This is a genomic window from Microbacterium sp. NPDC055455 (assembly GCF_053619935.1).
Genome location: NZ_JBSHLB010000005.1, coordinates 52037 through 67919 on the forward strand (window position 1 = coordinate 52037; position 15883 = coordinate 67919).

11 protein-coding genes are annotated in these 15883 nt (G+C 71.8%); 6 read left to right on the plus strand and 5 right to left on the minus strand.

Annotated elements, in window-relative coordinates; genetic code table 11:
- Window positions 1–8: 8 nt before the first annotated feature.
- Both hutU and hutH read right to left on the minus strand, forming a co-directional pair.
- On the minus strand, window positions 9–1700 hold the full coding sequence (gene hutU, locus ACWGUG_RS13755) for a urocanate hydratase (protein ID WP_336396553.1): 1692 nt from the start codon (window positions 1698–1700) through the stop codon (window positions 9–11).
- 95 nt (window positions 1701–1795) lie between these two features.
- The gene (gene hutH, locus ACWGUG_RS13760) at window positions 1796–3346 is read right to left on the minus strand and encodes a histidine ammonia-lyase (RefSeq protein ID WP_452325007.1); all 1551 of its coding nucleotides are present in this window, start codon (window positions 3344–3346) and stop codon (window positions 1796–1798) included.
- Between the two features lie 61 nt (window positions 3347–3407).
- Here hutH and ACWGUG_RS13765 point away from each other — a divergent pair, with 61 nt between their 5' ends.
- Window positions 3408–4205, plus strand: a complete 798-nt coding sequence (locus ACWGUG_RS13765; protein WP_452325008.1) for an IclR family transcriptional regulator — start codon at window positions 3408–3410, stop codon at window positions 4203–4205.
- Here ACWGUG_RS13765 and ACWGUG_RS13770 read toward each other — a convergent pair.
- Complete coding sequence (locus tag ACWGUG_RS13770) at window positions 4200–5216, minus strand: LacI family DNA-binding transcriptional regulator (RefSeq protein WP_336396556.1); 1017 nt, start codon at window positions 5214–5216, stop codon at window positions 4200–4202. The two genes, ACWGUG_RS13765 and ACWGUG_RS13770, sit on opposite strands and share 6 nt — an antisense overlap.
- A gap of 191 nt (window positions 5217–5407) precedes the next feature.
- Between ACWGUG_RS13770 and ACWGUG_RS13775 the strand changes: the two genes are divergently transcribed.
- Genes ACWGUG_RS13775 through ACWGUG_RS13790 form a run of 4 tightly spaced genes read left to right on the plus strand, consistent with a single transcriptional unit; the run spans window position 5408 to window position 10732 of the window.
- The gene (locus ACWGUG_RS13775) at window positions 5408–6667 is read left to right on the plus strand and encodes a sugar ABC transporter substrate-binding protein (RefSeq protein WP_336396557.1); all 1260 of its coding nucleotides are present in this window, start codon (window positions 5408–5410) and stop codon (window positions 6665–6667) included.
- A gap of 11 nt (window positions 6668–6678) precedes the next feature.
- On the plus strand, window positions 6679–7884 hold the full coding sequence (locus ACWGUG_RS13780) for a carbohydrate ABC transporter permease (RefSeq protein ID WP_378881667.1): 1206 nt from the start codon (window positions 6679–6681) through the stop codon (window positions 7882–7884).
- A 41-nt stretch (window positions 7885–7925) separates the two neighbouring features.
- On the plus strand, window positions 7926–8786 hold the full coding sequence (locus ACWGUG_RS13785) for a carbohydrate ABC transporter permease (RefSeq protein ID WP_452325139.1): 861 nt from the start codon (window positions 7926–7928) through the stop codon (window positions 8784–8786).
- Window positions 8783–10732 carry a glycogen debranching N-terminal domain-containing protein gene (locus ACWGUG_RS13790; protein WP_452325009.1) on the plus strand — a complete coding sequence of 650 codons (1950 nt, stop codon included), beginning with the start codon at window positions 8783–8785 and terminating at the stop codon, window positions 10730–10732. Before ACWGUG_RS13785 ends, ACWGUG_RS13790 begins: the two co-directional genes overlap by 4 nt.
- Window positions 10733–10746: 14 nt before the next feature.
- Here the strand turns inward: ACWGUG_RS13790 and ACWGUG_RS13795 are convergent, their stop codons facing one another.
- Window positions 10747–13899 carry a M14 family zinc carboxypeptidase gene (locus ACWGUG_RS13795; protein ID WP_452325010.1) on the minus strand — a complete coding sequence of 1051 codons (3153 nt, stop codon included), beginning with the start codon at window positions 13897–13899 and terminating at the stop codon, window positions 10747–10749.
- 143 nt (window positions 13900–14042) lie between these two features.
- Entirely contained in the window at window positions 14043–14519 is a 477-nt protein-coding gene (locus tag ACWGUG_RS13800; RefSeq protein WP_336396769.1) for a YbaK/EbsC family protein, read from the minus strand.
- 224 nt (window positions 14520–14743) lie between these two features.
- Here ACWGUG_RS13800 and ACWGUG_RS13805 point away from each other — a divergent pair, with 224 nt between their 5' ends.
- A complete protein-coding gene (locus tag ACWGUG_RS13805) occupies window positions 14744–15829 on the plus strand; it encodes a Glu/Leu/Phe/Val dehydrogenase dimerization domain-containing protein (RefSeq protein ID WP_452325011.1) in 1086 nt (361 codons plus the stop codon).
- The last annotated feature ends 54 nt before the right edge of the window (window positions 15830–15883 follow it).

The window sequence follows — 15883 nt, forward strand, 5'->3', positions numbered from 1 at the left end:
CGGCACGCTCACGCATCGAGCATCGGCACCTTCAGGCCACGCTCACGGGCGACCTCCTTGGCGCGGTCGTACCCCGCGTCGACGTGGCGCATGACCCCGGTGCCGGGATCGTTGGTGAGCACGCGCTCGAGCTTCTCGGCGGCGAGCGCCGTGCCGTCGGCGACCGTGACCTGGCCGGCATGGATGCTGCGGCCGATGCCGACGCCGCCGCCGTGGTGGATCGACACCCACGCCGCGCCGCTGGCCGTGTTGAGCAGCGCGTTCAGCAGCGGCCAGTCGGCGATCGCGTCGGAGCCGTCGGCCATCGCCTCCGTCTCGCGGTACGGGGAGGCGACAGAGCCCGCATCGAGGTGGTCCCGGCCGATCACGATCGGGCCCGACAGCTCACCCGACGCCACCATCTCGTTGAACCTCAGCCCGGCGAGGTGGCGCTCCTGGTATCCCAGCCAGCAGATGCGTGCGGGCAGCCCCTCGAAGTGCACGGCGTCCCCGGCCTTCTCGAGCCAGCGGACGAGGCCGGCGTTGTCGGGGAACAGCTCCGCCACCGCGCGGTCGGTCTTGCGGATGTCCTCCGGGTCGCCCGAGAGCGCGACCCAGCGGAAAGGACCGCGACCCTCGGCGAACTGCGGCCTGATGTAGGCCGGCACGAAGCCGGGGAACGCGAAGGCGCGGTCGAAGCCGCCCAGCTGCGCCTCGGCGCGGATCGAGTTGCCGTAGTCGAAGACCTCGGCGCCGGCATCCTGGAATCCCACCATCGCGGCGACGTGCTTGGCCATGCTGCCGCGGGCGCGGGCGGTGAAGCCCTCGGGATCACGGGATGCCTCGGCCTTCCAGTCCTCGAATGCGATGCCGACCGGCAGGTAGGCCAGCGGGTCGTGGGCGCTCGTCTGGTCGGTGACGATGTCGACGGCGACCTCGCCGGCGCGGTGGCGGAGCAACATGTCGCCGAAGACCTCGGCGGCGTTGCCGACCACTCCGACCGACAGCGCGCGGCCCGCCTCCTTCGCGGCCACCACCCGGGCGACGGCCGCGTCGAGATCGGTCGTGTACTCGTCGAGGTAGCCGTGCTCGACGCGCCGGGCCAGCCGCGACTCGTCCACGTCGACGATGAGCACCGCTCCCCCGTTGAGCGTCACGGCGAGCGGCTGCGCGCCGCCCATGCCGCCCGCGCCGCCGGTGAGGGTCAGCGTGCCCGACAGGTCGTCACGGCCGAGCGACCGCGCCACCGCGGCGAACGTCTCGTAGGTGCCCTGCAGGATGCCCTGCGTGCCGATGTAGATCCACGAGCCGGCGGTCATCTGTCCGTACATCGTGAGCCCGAGCGCCTCGAGGCGGCGGAACTCGGGCCACGTCGCCCAGTCGCCGACGAGGTTCGAGTTCGCGATCAGGACGCGGGGCGCCCACTCGTGCGTCCGGAAGACGCCGACGGGCTTGCCCGACTGCACGAGCAGCGTCTCGTCGGGCTCCAGCTCGTCGAGCGTGCGCACGATCGCGTCGAAGGCCTCCCACGAGCGCGCCGCACGGCCGGTTCCGCCGTACACGACGAGATCCTCGGGATGCTCGGCGACCTCCGGGTCGAGGTTGTTCATGAGCATGCGCTTGGCGGCTTCCGCGCCCCAGCTCTTCGCGGTGCGCTCCGCACCGCGGGGTGCGCGCACCGGCGGGTGCGCGGTGGCCGCGTGCGTGTCGATCGTGGTCATGAGTCGATTCCACACACCGGCCGCGCTCCGGACAACACCCTGCTCCGGCGGCCTGTCTGGCATGACAGACATGCTGGCGCGGCCATCGTTCGGGATCAGCGGGCCGCGTGCGGGAACGCCGCCGTCGCGACCGCCCCCGACGCGACGAGATCGGTCACGGCCTCGATGTCGGGCGAGAGGAACCGGTCGGGTCCCGGGCCGCCGACGACGGTGCGCACCACGTCTCGCACGGCGGCGGTCGCCGCCGCGGGCTCGAGCGGCGCGCGCAGATCGAGAGCCCGGGACGCCGTGAGCACCTCCACCGCCAGGACCCGCGACAGCCCGTCGATCGCGCGGCGGAGCTTCCGGCCGGCCGCCCAGCCCATCGAGACGTGATCCTCCTGCATCGCCGAGGACGGGATCGAGTCGACGGATGCCGGCACCGCGAGCCGCTTGAGCTCCGAGACGATGCCCGCCGCGGCGTACTGCGCGATCATGAGCCCGGAGTCCACGCCCACCTCATGCGCGAGGAACGGGGGCAGGCCGTTGCTGCGGGCCGGATCCAGCGCCCGATCGATGCGCCGCTCGGCGATGGACGCGACATCCGCGACGGCGATCGCCAGGAAGTCCAGCACGTACGCCACCGGCGCGCCGTGGAAGTTGCCGTTGGACTCGACGCGGCCGTCGTCGGTGATCACCGGGTTGTCCACTGCGGCCGAGAGCTCGCGCGCGGCGATCAGCTGCGCGTGGTCAGCCGTGTCGCGGGCGGCGCCGTGCACCTGCGGCGAGCAGCGCAGCGAGTAGGCGTCCTGCACGCGCGTGCAGACGGCCGGGTCGCGGTGCGATGCGACGATCGGCGAGCCGGCCAGCACCGCACGCAGGTTCGCCGCCGACACCGCTTGGCCTGCCTGCGGGCGCAGCGCCTGCAGGTCGGCCGCGAAGACCGCGTCCGTCCCGAGCTGCGACTCCACCGACATGGCAGCGGCGACGTCGGCCGTGTCGAGCAGGACCGAGAGGTCGTGGAGGGCGAGCAGCAGCATCCCGAGCATGCCGTCGGTGCCGTTGATGAGCGCAAGGCCCTCCTTCTCGCGCAGGACGAGCGGGGCGATGGATGCCGCCGCGAGCGCTTCGGCGGCGTCGGTCGCCGTCCCGTCGGCGGTGCGCACGCGTCCCTCGCCCATCGCGGCGAGGGCGACGTGCGACAGCGGCGCGAGATCGCCGGAGCACCCGAGGGATCCGTACTCGCGCACGATCGGCGTGATTCCGGCGTTGAGCATGGCGGCATACGTCTCGACGACCACCGGCCGGACGCCGGTCCGGCCGGTCGCGAGGGTCTGCAGCCGCAGCAGCATCAGCGCGCGGACGACCTCGCGCTCGACCTCGGGCCCGGTGCCCGCGGCGTGGGAGCGGATGAGGCTGGCCTGCAGCTGCATCCGCCGCTCGGGGGCGATGAAGGTCGTCGCCAGCGCACCGAATCCGGTGGAGATGCCGTAGTGCGGCTCGGGGTCGTCGGCGAGGCCCTCGACGAGAGCCCTGGTCGCCGCGACGCGCTCGAGCGCTCCGGGATCGATCTCCACGCGGGCGTCGTGCCGCGCCACCGCGGCGACGTGCTCCCGGGTCAGCGGTGCGGCGCCGACGGTGACCAGCTGCTCGGTCGTAACGGTCATGGTTCGATTGCACACCCCGGGTGTTCCCCGGCACGGCGGGCCGTGGCATCCTGTGTCTGTCATGGCAGACATCCCCGCTCACCCGCCCGGCCGTCCGCAGGTGCCGGCGGCGGATCAGACCCTGCGGATCCTGTCGTTCCTCGCACGTCAGCGCGGACCGGTGCCCGCACGCACGGTCGCCACGGGGCTCGGGATCCCCCGGTCGAGCGTGTACCACCTGCTCGCGACGCTGCACGAGCATCAGTTCGTCGTGCATCTCCCGGAGGAGCAGCGCTGGGGACTCGGGATCGCCGCGTTCGAGCTCGCCGGCGGGTACTCCCGGCAGCAGCCGCTCGCGCGCCTGGGCCGCCCCGTCCTGGCCGACCTCGTGGATCGAGCCGGCGAGAGCGCCCACCTCGCGGTGATGCACGGGCGGGACGTGCTCTACATCGTCGAGGAGCGGGCGTCCCGACGGCCGGCGCTCGTCACCGACGTCGGCGTGCGCCTGCCCGCGCACCTGACGGCGACCGGGCGCGCGATGCTGGCGGCGCTTCCCCGGGAGCAGGTGCGCGCCCTGTTCCCGGACGCCGCGTCCTTCTCGGACCGCACGGGTCGGGGGCCGGGCCGGCCCGGCGAGCTGCGGGAGCTGCTGAGAGAGGTGCGGTCGCGGGGCTGGGCCTTCGAGGACGGCGAGGTGACCCTCGGGCTCGCCTCGGTCGGGGTCGCCGTCCTCGACCACGTCGGCTGGCCGATCGCGGCGATCGCGGTGACCTACCCGGCCGACGGCGAGCGGGACCCGGCCGCCGTCGCAGCACTGCTGGCCCCCGCGGCCCGGGAGCTCGAGCGCCGCATCCGGGGCACGAGGCCCGTGCCGCTATGACGCGTCCTCGCGTTGCCGCACGATCAGCTCGGGCTCGATGAGGCGGTGCCAGGCGCCGTCGTGCGTCTCGGTGTCGGCGACCAGCAGGTCGAGCACGGCGTCGGCCACTCGCTCGGGCCGCTGCTCCACGCTGGAGAGCTCGAGCGCCTCGGCGACCGGGGTGTTGTCGAATCCGACCACCAGCATGTCGGGGTGCCCGCCGTGCGATGCTGCGAGGTGCGCACCGACGGCGAGGGTGTCGCTCGCGCACACGATGGCGTCGACGGCGCCGGCGGCGAGCCCCTGCTCCGCCACCGCGCGCGCCGCCGACACCGTGTCCACCGCCGTCCATCGGAGGGCCTGAAGATCTTCGCCGGGGCCCATCGCCTCGCGCCAGCCGCGCTCGCGGTCATCGCCGGTCCCCGACCCGCTCGGCCACCCGAGGAACGCCACCCGCGGACCGTGCGTCAGCGCGTGCACGGTGGCGGCACGGGTGCCCGTGGCACCGTCGACGTCGACCCAGGGCCGCTCGGGGTTCCCCATCGCGGCGCCCTCGCCGGGCTCGCCCCACGGACGGCCGAAGGCGACGAACGGGATGCCGTGCTCGGCGAGCCAGTCGGCGCGGGGATCGCCCGCGTAGGTGCCGGTCAGCACGATGCGGTCGATCTCTCCCCCTTCGCGGAGCTGGCGCACGCGCCTCAGCTCCTCCTCGGCGTCGTCGGCCGCGTACACGAGGATGCGAAGCCCGCGCGGAGTGGCCCGCTCGGTGAGGGCGTGGATGAACCGGTCGAGCACGATGCCCGAGATCCCCCCCGCATACGGGTCGAGGTGAATGCCGATCGTCGCACTGCGCTGGGTGCGAAGCCGTCGAGCGGCCATCGAGGGCGCGTAACCCAATCGGGTGATCGCGGCACGGACGCGCTCCCGCGTCGCCTCCCGCACGATCTCCGGCGTGTTCAGGACATTCGACACGGTCTGCCGCGACACCCCGGCCGCACGGGCGACGTCCTCGACCGTCGGCGACTTCGCCATCACACCTCCCGGGCACCCGACTTGAGCGTTCAAATCGTTATCCTACGGCTCCGTCAAACGGGTTGACAGTCGCGGGAGAGCCGTTCTACCGTGACCATCGACGGCAGACTTTGATCGTTCAAATTCGAACGACCCCACACGGAGTCGACTCCTCGCCGGCCGTCGCGCCTGACTCATCAAAGGAGAGAGACATGACACGGCACATCGCGCGCGCCGCCCTCGGGGCCGGGGCGCTCCTCGTCACCGGGGCACTGGCCCTTGCGGGCTGCGGTTCCGGATTCGACGACTCCGGCGACACCGGCGGCGGTGCCGCCGACGGCGAGCTCACCAGTTCCGACGAAAGCCTCACCATCCTGTTCGGATCGAGCGGTGACGCCGAGACCGACGCGGTGACGGAGGCGGCCGCGGCCTGGTCGGAGGAGTCGGGCATCGACGTCGAGGTGAAGGTCGCCACCGATCAGGCGCAGGAGCTCTCGCAGGGCTTCGCGGCGGGAGACCCGCCGGACCTGTTCTACCTGGCCCCTGAGTTCCTCGCGGGCTACGCCGACAACGGCTCGCTCGTCGCGTACGGCGATCTGCTGGAGAACAAGGACGACTTCTACCCGTCGCTCATCGAGAACTTCACGTACGACGACCAGTTCTACTGCGCTCCGAAGGACTTCTCGACGCTCGCCCTCATCATCAACAAAGGACTGTGGGATGCGGCGGGCCTGACCGAGGACGACATCCCGACGACATGGGACGAGCTGGCGACGGTCGCCCAGACGCTCACGAAGGACGGCGTCGTGGGGCTCGGATTCGGCTGGGAGTGGCAGCGCATCGGGACGTTCATGGCGCAGGCCGGCGGCGGCCTCATCGAGGACGGCGAAGTCATCGCCAACAGCCAGGAGAACGTCGACGCCCTCACCTACGTGCAGGAGCAGATGGCGGCGGGCTCGTTCGCGTACGCGCAGGATCTCGGCGCCGGCTGGGGCGGTGAGGCATTCGGAAAGCAGCTGAGCGCGATGACGATCGAGGGCAACTGGATCACCGGTGCCATGACGAACGACTTCCCCGACGTGGAGTACATCGTCGCGGAGCTGCCGGAGGGACCCGCCGGAAAGGGCACCCTGCAGTTCACGAACTGCTGGGGCATGGCGGCCGACAGCCCGAACCAGGAGGCGGCGCTCGACCTCGTGGAGTTCATGACGAGCGCGGAGCAGCAGCTCGCGTTCTCGGAGGCGTTCGGGCCGATGCCTTCGGCGGAGTCCGCTGCGGACCAATGGACCAGCGACAACCCGGAGCTCGCGGCCTTCCTCGCGGGCGCCGACTACGCGCAGGGCTTCCCGACGTACGACGGGTCCGCCGACGTCATCACCGACTTCAACTCCGCGCTCCAGGGACTGAAGGACGGCGATCCGCAGGAGATCCTCGACACGGTCCAGTCGAACTTCGAGGCGATCGTCGGCTGAGGGCGACTGCGATGACCGCCACCGCTTCAGCGTCTCGCCGTGCACGGGGCTCCCGATCGGGGATCCGTCGCGGCGAGACGCTGGCGGGCTGGGTCTTCACCCTGCCCGTCATCGTCATCCTCGGCGTCTTCCTGCTCGTCCCGGTGCTCATGGCGCTGTGGGTCAGCGTCTCCGACTGGAGCGGGCGCGGAAGCCCGTTCTCGGGCAACGTGAGCTTCGTCGGCCTTCAGAACTACGCCAGCGTCGCGACCGGCGAGGGCCTGACCGCGCGCGACTTCGGCACCGCCATGCGCAACAACGCGTGGTATGTGCTCCTCGTCGTGCCGCTGCAGACGGCCCTGTCGCTGTTCCTCGCCCTGCTCGTGAACGGGGCGGTGCTCCGCGGTCGCGGGTTCTTCCGCACGGCTTTCTACTTCCCGTCGGTGACCGCGAGTGTGGCGATCACGGTGCTGTGGCTGTTCCTGTTCAACCCGCGCGGCGTGGTCAACGCCGTGCTCGCCGTCGTGGGCATCGACGGACCCAACTGGTTCGCCGATCCACGAGGCATCTTCCACGTGCTGCTGTCCGGCCTCGGCGTCCGGGAGGGTCCGACGGTGCTGACCGAGAACGGGTTCATCGCCGTCTCCTGGTGGAATTGGATGGCCGGGCCGTCGGTGGCGATGTCGGCCTTCATCCTCATGGCGATCTTCACCACGAGCGGCACGTTCATGCTGCTGTTCCTCGCCGCACTGCAGAACATCGGCCCGGAGATCCAGGAAGCGGCGATGGTGGACGGGGCGAACGCCTGGCAGCGCTTCTGGCAGGTCACGCTCCCGCAGCTGCGTCCCGCGCTGTTCACCGTACTGACCCTCGGGCTCATCGGCTGCTGGCAGGTCTTCGACCAGATCTACACGGGCACCCGCGGTGCACCGGCGAAGACCACGCTGACCCCGGCCTATCTGTCGTACGACGCGAGCTTTCTCGACCAGAACTGGGGTCAGGGCGCGGCGATCGCGTTCATCCTCTTCGCGATCATCGTGGTGTTCACGATGCTGCAGCGCTGGGTGCTGCGCGAGCGTCCGGTCTCACGCCGGCGCGCCCGCCAGTACGAGCTGCCCACGCGTCCGTCGACGGCGACTCCCGCCACAGTCGCTGCCAACCAGGTCCCCAGTCCGCCCGACCGGGCCCGCGCGTCCGACGCCGGCGACCCCGACCGCACGAACGGAGCCGAGCGATGACCGAGACGACCGTCGGCCGCCCGCAGACCGCGGCGCCCGCAATGCCCCGACCACGAACCCCGCAGCGACGTCGCACCTCCGGCGTGGGTTGGCAGATCCTGCTGTACGCCGTGCTCATCGCCATCGCGCTCGTCTACATCTATCCGTTCCTGGTGCAGCTGTCGACGTCGTTCAAGACGGACGCCGAGGCGGCCGCCAACCCCGTGTCGCTCATCCCCCAGGTCTGGTCGACCGCGGCGTACGAGCGTCTCTTCCTGCGCAGCGACTTCCCGGTGTGGTTCGGCAATTCGGCGATCGTGACCATCACCGTCACGATCCTGCGGGTGTTCTTCGTCTCGCTCGCGGGCTACGCCCTGGCCCGACTCGACTTCCGCGGTCGGGGGATCGTGTTCGCGGCCGTCATCGCCGTCATGGCCGTTCCGAGCGTCGTGCTGCTGATCCCCCGGTTCCTCGTCATCAACCAGCTGGGTATCTACGACTCGTACGCGGGCATGATCCTGCCGCTGCTCGTCGACGCCGCGGGCGTGTTCATCATGAAGAACTTCTTCGAGTCGATCCCGGTGTCGGTCGAGGAGCAGGCGCGTATCGACGGGGCGGGCACCTTCCGCATCTTCTGGTCCGTCGTCCTCCCGATGGCCCGGCCCGCGCTGATCACGATCGTCATCCTGTCGTTCCAGGGCTCGTGGAACGAGCTGTCGCACTTCATCGTCTCGACGCAGTCGCCCGAATTGACGACCCTCACCAAGGGCGTCGCCGGGCTCGCGTCGGGCCAGCTGAGCCAGGGCACGCAGTATCCGCTCAAACTGGCGGCCGCACTGATCATGACGATCCCGGTCGCGGTGCTCTTCTTCATCTTCCAGCGGAGGATCATGAACGCCAGCCAAGGAGCCGTCAAGGAATGAGTCCCGTCCCGGGCACCACGCCCCCTACTCCCCTGCAGCCGTTGCTCGACGACGCGACGATCGTATTCCGCGCCCCGACGCAGACGTGGTCGGGTCCTCACGGCGATCTGGGCGTCGCGCCGATCCACGGGCTCTACCACGGCGACGTGCGCCACGTGCGGGCGCTCTCCCTGTCGTGCGAGGACTCGCCCGTGGAGTGGATCTCCGCCGCGCCGGACGGGCCCGACCGGCTCGTGTTCGGAGGGCTCCTCCGAGGCCTGGACGATCCCACCCCGGATCCGAAGGTGCGGATCGCCCGCGATCGCCGGGTCTCATCCGGTCGCGTCACCGAGACGATCACCGTCGCGTCCCGGCTCCCGACGCCCCTGAGGACGACCCTCACGCTCCGGCTCACGCCGGACTTCGCCCCGCTGCACGACGTGAAGGCCGGCATCCCCGCCCCGCGCGTCGCCGACATCGGGAGCCCGTCGACTGATGCCGCCACCGCGGCCTCGACCGCCGGGCAGCGGCTCTCCGTCCACGCCCCGGGAGCAGCCGTCGCCGTCGACGGCGGTGAGGTCGCCGCGAGCTGGCCGGTGGAGGTGCCGCCCGGCGGTCGTGCCGAGGTGACGTGGTCGCTCGAACTGGAGGACGACGCGCTCGTCGTTCGCGAGGCGCCCTCGCCCGCACCGTGGGACGCCGGCGAGCTCGCCGCCGAGGTCGCCGTCCGCGAGCCGCGGCTCGCACGGTGGCTCGAGACGGCGCTCGGCGACCTGGACGCGCTGCGCCTGAGCCTCCCGGAGCACCCCGACGACGACTTCTTCGCCGCCGGTGCCCCCTGGTTCTTCACGCTGTTCGGACGCGACGCCCTGTGGGCGGCCCGCCTCGTGCTCCCCGTCGACGCGGGGATCGCGGCATCCACTCTCCGCGTCCTCGCGAGGCTGCAGGGGAGCAAGGACGATCCCGACACGGCGCAGGAGCCGGGCAAGATCCTCCACGAGCTTCGCGCGACGACGCTCGAGATGCCGGGCGAAGGCATCGTGCTGCCGCCGCTGTACTACGGGAGCGTCGACTCGACGCCGCTGTGGGTGTGCGTGCTCGCCGACGCCTGGCGCGCCGGGATGCCCGACGCCGAGGTCCGCGACCTCCTCCCCGCGCTCGTGCGGGCTCTCCGGTGGATCCTCGACCACGGCGACAGCGACGGCGATGGCTTCCTCGACTACGTCGACCGCACGGGCCGAGGGCTCGCCAACCAGGGATGGAAGGACTCCGGCGACTCGATCCAGTGGCGCGACGGCCGCCTCGCGGAGGGCCCGATCGCGCTCTGCGAGGTGCAGGCGTACGCGTACGAGGCGGTGATGTCGGGCGCCGATCTCCTCGACGCCTTCGGCGATGAGGGGCGGGATGCCTCGCCCGACGTGCCGGCGCCGGACGAGCTGCGCGCATGGGCGGCGCGGCTGCGCGAGCGGTTCGCCGCCGCGTTCTGGGTGGAGACGCCGGAGGGGCGCTATCCCGCGATCGCGCTGGACCGCGAGAAGCGCCCCGTCGACACGCTGACGAGCAACATCGGGCACCTCCTCGGGACGGGACTGCTCGACCCCCAGGAGGAGGAGCACGTCGCGGAGCTGCTCGTGTCGCCCTCGATGGCCAGCGGCTTCGGCATCCGCACCATGTCGACCGGGGCGGCCGGCTATTGGCCGCTGTCGTACCACGGCGGCAGCGTCTGGACCCACGACAGCGCCATCTGCGCGCACGGCATGGCCCGCGCAGGACTCCGGGAGCCCGCCCGCCGGGTGGTCGACGGTCTCTTGGCCGCGGCCGAGGGGTTCGGCTATCGCGTGCCCGAGCTGCACGCCGGTGACGCCTCCGTCGACACGTCACGGCCCACGCCGTACCCGGCCGCCTGTCGCCCGCAGGCGTGGTCGGCCGCCGCGGCGGTCACGTGCCGCGAGGTCCTCCGCGGCTGAGCCCCACGGCCCGGCTACCCGGCGAAGTGCGCCAGGATCCTCGCCACCACCTCCTCTCGCGCCTGGTCGGACTCCAGCTGCTCCAGGCCGAAGCCGAACAGGAGCGTGTCGGGCGTCGCCGTCGCACTGTGGAACGGTCCCTCGGCGTCGTACCGGAAGAACTCCGCCGCGTTGCCCGGGCTCGACTCCGGCGCCCCGAGCACCTGCCATGCGCCGGTGCCGGTCTCGAAGCCCTCGACCTCGGTCGCGACGCCGCCGACCACGAGGGCCGTGTCGTCGAGCATCAGCCCGGTCTCGCCGGTGAACGGGTCGGTGACATAGCTGACGACGATCTCGACCTCTTGGCCGGCATACGCCGAGAGGTCGAACGACACCGGGATCCACCCGCCCGAGTTGCCCGTGAACGAGTTCCACTCCCCCGTGGCGGTGGTCGGCAGGCAGGGGTCGCCCTGCGTGATGTACTCCGCCAGCTGCGGGTGGATGGCCAGGAAGAAGCCCGCCTCGCACTCGGCGGGCACCTCCGTCGAGGTGGCGCCGTTCTCGTCCGCGAGCGTGGTCCAATGGTCGCCGCCGACGACACGGGCCTCGACGATGACGTGGTCGTAGCCGAGCTCCGTGGAGTACGACATCTTCGCGTCGAAGGTCGCCGTCTCGCCCGCTCCGAGCGACGGCACCGTGTAGGTGCGCCCCAGCCGCTGATAGCCGTCGTCGATGTGCGACGCGAACATCGCCCACTCGCCTCCGACCGGGATGAACGGGCCCGAGGGCGCCACGTACTCGGCCGCCGCCCAGCTCTCGAACTGCGGGAACTGCTCGACGGGGAGCACGTCGCTCGTCGCCGTGAGCAGGCCCGCCTCGTCGATCGGGTTGTCCGCGACGGCCGGTCCGCCGAACAGGGCTTCCAGGTCTGTCAGCGGTTCGGCGATGCCGGTGATCCCGTCGGCGGCGACCGGCGTGCGGTCGTAGGCGCCGAGCCAGTACTGCGTGAAGTCGTCGGCCAGAAGCAGGCAGTCGGCGAAGAAGTCCGACGTCACGACGCAGTCCTCATCCGGCGCACCGTCCAGGCCGTAGTAGATGCCGCCCAGCGCGGCGCCGAGCTGGCCGTAGTACCCGACCGTCTCGCCGGCGAGCGCGAGCTTCCCGCCCTCGTTGAGGAAGTCCCGCACCGCGATCGTCAGGTACTGCTGGCGCTCGGCGACCGAGAGGTCGGTGACCTCGCCGAACAGGTAGGTCTCGGTGAGGAGGTCCTCCTCGTCCTGCGTCAGCCGGTTGTCGCCGAGGTACCACAGCACGGCGTCGTAGTGGCTGAGCACGCCGAGGTCGTGCGGCACGCCGTCGACGTCGACGTCCCACACGTCGGCGGCGACGCCGTTGGCCTCGAGCGCGGCCACGTGTGCGTCGGCGTACTTCGGCCCGTCCTCCTGTCGCGGCTCGCCGGCGTTGCGGGCGCCGGAGTAGTCCTCGTTGGCGATGACCAGCACCGCGCTGGAACTGTCCTGCACCACGTCGTACGTGAAGTGCGTGCTCTCCACGCGCTCGTTCGCACCCCGACCCCTGGTGTCGCCCGCCGCGGGTCTGGCAGAGAACCACACCTCCACGCTGTCGCCCGGCCCGGCGCCGGTGACGCTGCCGCGGTACTCCGCGTAGTAGTCGGTGTTCTCGTCGCCGTAGCGCTCGCCGCCGCGCCACTCCTCGACCGGGACCGAGACCGCCGGCCCGCCGTCGATCCGGTAGTTCATCTCCATCTTGCGGAGGTCGCGCTTGGCCCACACCGCGACCGTCTGCGGGTCGCCGTACGAGACCGAGAACGTGTCGACGCGGAAGTCCTCGGCGTCGCGTCCGACCACCGAGACGGGGTCGTCCGGGTCCTTCGCCGACTCGGCGACCGCCAGCGCGAACGGGATGTTCTTCTCGAACTCGGCCTGGATGAGCTCCTCGTCGTCGGGGAAGTGGAACCCGCTCGCGCAGTCCTCCGCCTCCCATTCGTCGTCGGGAACCGAGTCCGAGGCCGACTCGCACGTGGCCATCTCCGGTGTGAAGCCGAGCACGCCGTACGCCTCCTGCGCGTGCGAGTCGGTGTCGCCGTTGGTGGTGTAGAGCTCCGCCGAGAGGTCGGGGTCGTAGCCGGGCACCGCCGGGTCGGCGTCGTCTCCGACCATCGCCTCGTAGACGACGTCGTCGGGAGAGGGCGTGGCCACCTGCCAGCCGATGCCGTGGAGCAGCAGCTCCGCCGCCGAGTGGTAGTTGACGAGGAACTCCGGCGTGAGCTCGGCGAAGAGCCCGTCGAGCGCCTGCGTCTCGGGCTCGGAGGCCGGCGACGGGCCGCGGTAGGTCTCGGAGCCCGGTGACGGCGAGGACCCCTCGTTGTCGTAGCCCCAGCGCGTCGGGAAGTTGCGGTTGAGATCGACGCCGTCGCCGGGCGTGATGGCGCCGTCGCCGTTGTTGTCTTTCAGGTTCTTCCGCCACAGGCGCCGGCCGGGCTCGAAGGTGAAGTCGTAGCCGTCGGGGTTCGCCACGGGCACGAACCAGAGCTCCGTGGTGTCCACGAGGTCGGTGATCCGCGGGTCCTCCCCGTACGAGGTGACGATGTGGTCGAGCAGCCGCCGCACCATCTCGGGGGTGATCCACTCGCGGGCGTGCTGCGCCCCGACATAGATCGTCGTCGGCCGTGCGCCGTCGTTCCGGCTGCCGGCAGCCTTGGTGATCCGCACGGCACCGATGTCCTGCCCCTGCGTGGACTGGCCGATGACCCGGAAGTCCGCGATCTTCGGATGCTGCGCCGCGACGTCCTGGAGCTCCTCGAGCAAGCCCCCCGGGCCGCCGTACATGCGGAACACGCCGTCCCCCGCGGCCAGGGAGCGCAGGCCTGCGGTCGGCCGCTTCGGCTCGAGAGCCGTCCCTTCCTCCGCGAGCGCCGCTGCCTGGTCGGGGCTGAGGATGACCTGCACCCCCATCTCGCCGGGTGCGTCGCCCGCGGTGGTCACGACCTCGTGCCGATCCACGCCGAGGCCGACGATCGCCGCCAGGCCGTCGGCATCCACCGAGCCGGTGTAGACGGCGAGGGCGTCGTCCGTCGGCGGCGGCTCGGGACCGGCGAAGGCGGGGCTCACCGTGAGACCGGTGAGGACGAGGGCTGCGGCGGCGGCCGCGGCGAGCGTGCGGATCATGAGCTTCCCCTTGTCACGCGTGTGCGGTGACCGGGTCGCGGCGGGTGTCCCCCGGCGCTCGGCGCGACGCGGACGGTCAACTTCTACCCCTCGCGCGATGACGCGTCAAGGGGACGGCGCGCGGGTGCCCGGCGTTCGGCTGCTCAGTCGACCTTGGCGACCGTGCCGCCGGTGAGGCGCACGAGCTCGTCGAAGGTGAGGGGGAACACGGTGTGCGGCGTGCCGCCCGCCGCCCAGATCTCGGGATAACCCGCAAGGTCCTCGTCGACGACGGTGGCGAGCGGTGCCGGGTGCCCTGTCGGTGCGACGCCGCCGATCGCCTGACCGGTCGCCTCGCGCACCTGCTCCGGGGTGGCGCGCCGGATCCTCCCGCGACCCAGGCGCTCGGCCAGCAGCGTCGTGTCGACACGGTGCGCACCGCTCGTCATGACCAGGAGCGGCTCGTCGTCGCTCCAGAAGACCAGGCTGTTGGCGATCGCGCCGACCTCGACACCGAGAGCCGCCGCGGCGAGGGCCGCGGTGGACGCGGCATCCGGAAGCACCACGATGTCACCGGCGATGCCGGCCGCGCGCAGCGCGTCGTGCACGAGCCGACTGCGGGCGGGAAGGGAGTCGGGGATGGTCACCGCATCAGCCTAGGGCGAACGCGCACGCGCAAGGGGCACCGCGGCCGCGCACTCTGCGCCCCACTGCGCGAAAAGCCCCGCGCGCACCGGGCATTGTGCGCAATCGCCGCCGAGACGGTTGAACAATCCGCAGGATCGGTGTGCAATGAGAACGGATGCCGCAACGCCGCGGCATCCGCAGCGCACTGCCCACGAGGCCCGCCGAAGGAAGTATCGCGATGACGCACTCTCTGCCCTCCCTGCCCCTGCCTGACTTCACGCACGAACGGGTGGAGGTGATCACCGGCCGGCGAAGCGGCCTGTTCATCGCCGTGGCGCTGCACTCCTCGGTGCTCGGCTCCGCGCTGGGCGGCGCGCGGCTGTGGTCGTACCCGCACTGGAGCGACGCGCTCGGCGACGCACTGCGGCTGTCGGCGGCCATGACGCTCAAGAACGCCGCGGCCGGCCTCGACGCCGGCGGCGGCAAGTCCGTCATCGCGCTGCCCCCCGGCCTCACGCTCGACGCCGATCGCAGGCGCGCGGCGTTCCTCGATCTCGGCGACGCGGTGGAGTCGCTGCACGGCCTGTACCGCACGGCGGAGGACGTGGGCTCGACGACCGACGACATGCTGGTCGTGAGCGAGCGCACCGAGCACGTCGTCGGCCTCCCCGACGCCGTCGGCGGCTCAGGCGAGCCGGCCGGCCCCACGAGCCTCGGCGTGTACGAGTCCATCCGCGCGACACTCGAGCGCATCGCCGGCTCGGCCGACGTCTCAGGGCGCCGCATCACCATCTCCGGACTCGGTCAGGTCGGCAGCCGCCTCGCCGTGCGGCTGTCCGCCGAGGGCGCGCACCTCACCGTGACGGACGTCAACCCTGCCAAGCGCGACCTCGCCGCCGAGATCGACGCCCGCTGGGCGCTGCCCGGCGAGGAGCACCTCATCCCCGCGGACGTCTTCGTGCCGGCCGGGATCGGCGGCCTCCTCACCGACGAGGTCATCGACGCCCTCGATGCGAAGGCCGTGTGCGGGCCGGCGAACAACCCGCTCGCCGACCACAGCGGCGCCGACCGGCTCGCCGCCCGCGGCATCCTGTACGCACCCGACTTCGTCGTCAACGCCGGCGGCGTCATCTACCTCGACCTCGAGGCGAAGAAGCTCGGCACGCGCGCCGAGATCATGGACCGTGTCGCCCGCATCGGCGACACGGTGCGGCGCATCTTCGACGAGGCCGAGGCACGGGGGGTGACGCCACTCGAGGCCGCGGAGGGGCTCGCCGCCGAGCGCCTGGCATCCGGCGGGCGCCAGCCCGTGCTCGCGCACTGATCCCGGGGGCCGACCCGTCCGCGCGTCCCGCCGCCGCGGACGGCCGCCACGGCT

What these genes read in the sequence shown, in the direction of transcription:
- hutU (WP_336396553.1), bottom strand. Translation starts at nt 1,700, where the DNA reads ATGACCACGATCGACACGCACGCGGCCACCGCGCACCCGCCGGTGCGC.
- hutH (WP_452325007.1), bottom strand. Translation starts at nt 3,346, where the DNA reads ATGACCGTTACGACCGAGCAGCTGGTCACCGTCGGCGCCGCACCGCTG.
- ACWGUG_RS13765 (WP_452325008.1), top strand. Translation starts at nt 3,408, where the DNA reads ATGGCAGACATCCCCGCTCACCCGCCCGGCCGTCCGCAGGTGCCGGCG.
- ACWGUG_RS13770 (WP_336396556.1), bottom strand. Translation starts at nt 5,216, where the DNA reads ATGGCGAAGTCGCCGACGGTCGAGGACGTCGCCCGTGCGGCCGGGGTG.
- ACWGUG_RS13775 (WP_336396557.1), top strand. Translation starts at nt 5,408, where the DNA reads ATGACACGGCACATCGCGCGCGCCGCCCTCGGGGCCGGGGCGCTCCTC.
- ACWGUG_RS13780 (WP_378881667.1), top strand. Translation starts at nt 6,679, where the DNA reads ATGACCGCCACCGCTTCAGCGTCTCGCCGTGCACGGGGCTCCCGATCG.
- ACWGUG_RS13785 (WP_452325139.1), top strand. Translation starts at nt 7,926, where the DNA reads ATGCCCCGACCACGAACCCCGCAGCGACGTCGCACCTCCGGCGTGGGT.
- ACWGUG_RS13790 (WP_452325009.1), top strand. Translation starts at nt 8,783, where the DNA reads ATGAGTCCCGTCCCGGGCACCACGCCCCCTACTCCCCTGCAGCCGTTG.
- ACWGUG_RS13795 (WP_452325010.1), bottom strand. Translation starts at nt 13,899, where the DNA reads ATGATCCGCACGCTCGCCGCGGCCGCCGCCGCAGCCCTCGTCCTCACC.
- ACWGUG_RS13805 (WP_452325011.1), top strand. Translation starts at nt 14,744, where the DNA reads ATGACGCACTCTCTGCCCTCCCTGCCCCTGCCTGACTTCACGCACGAA.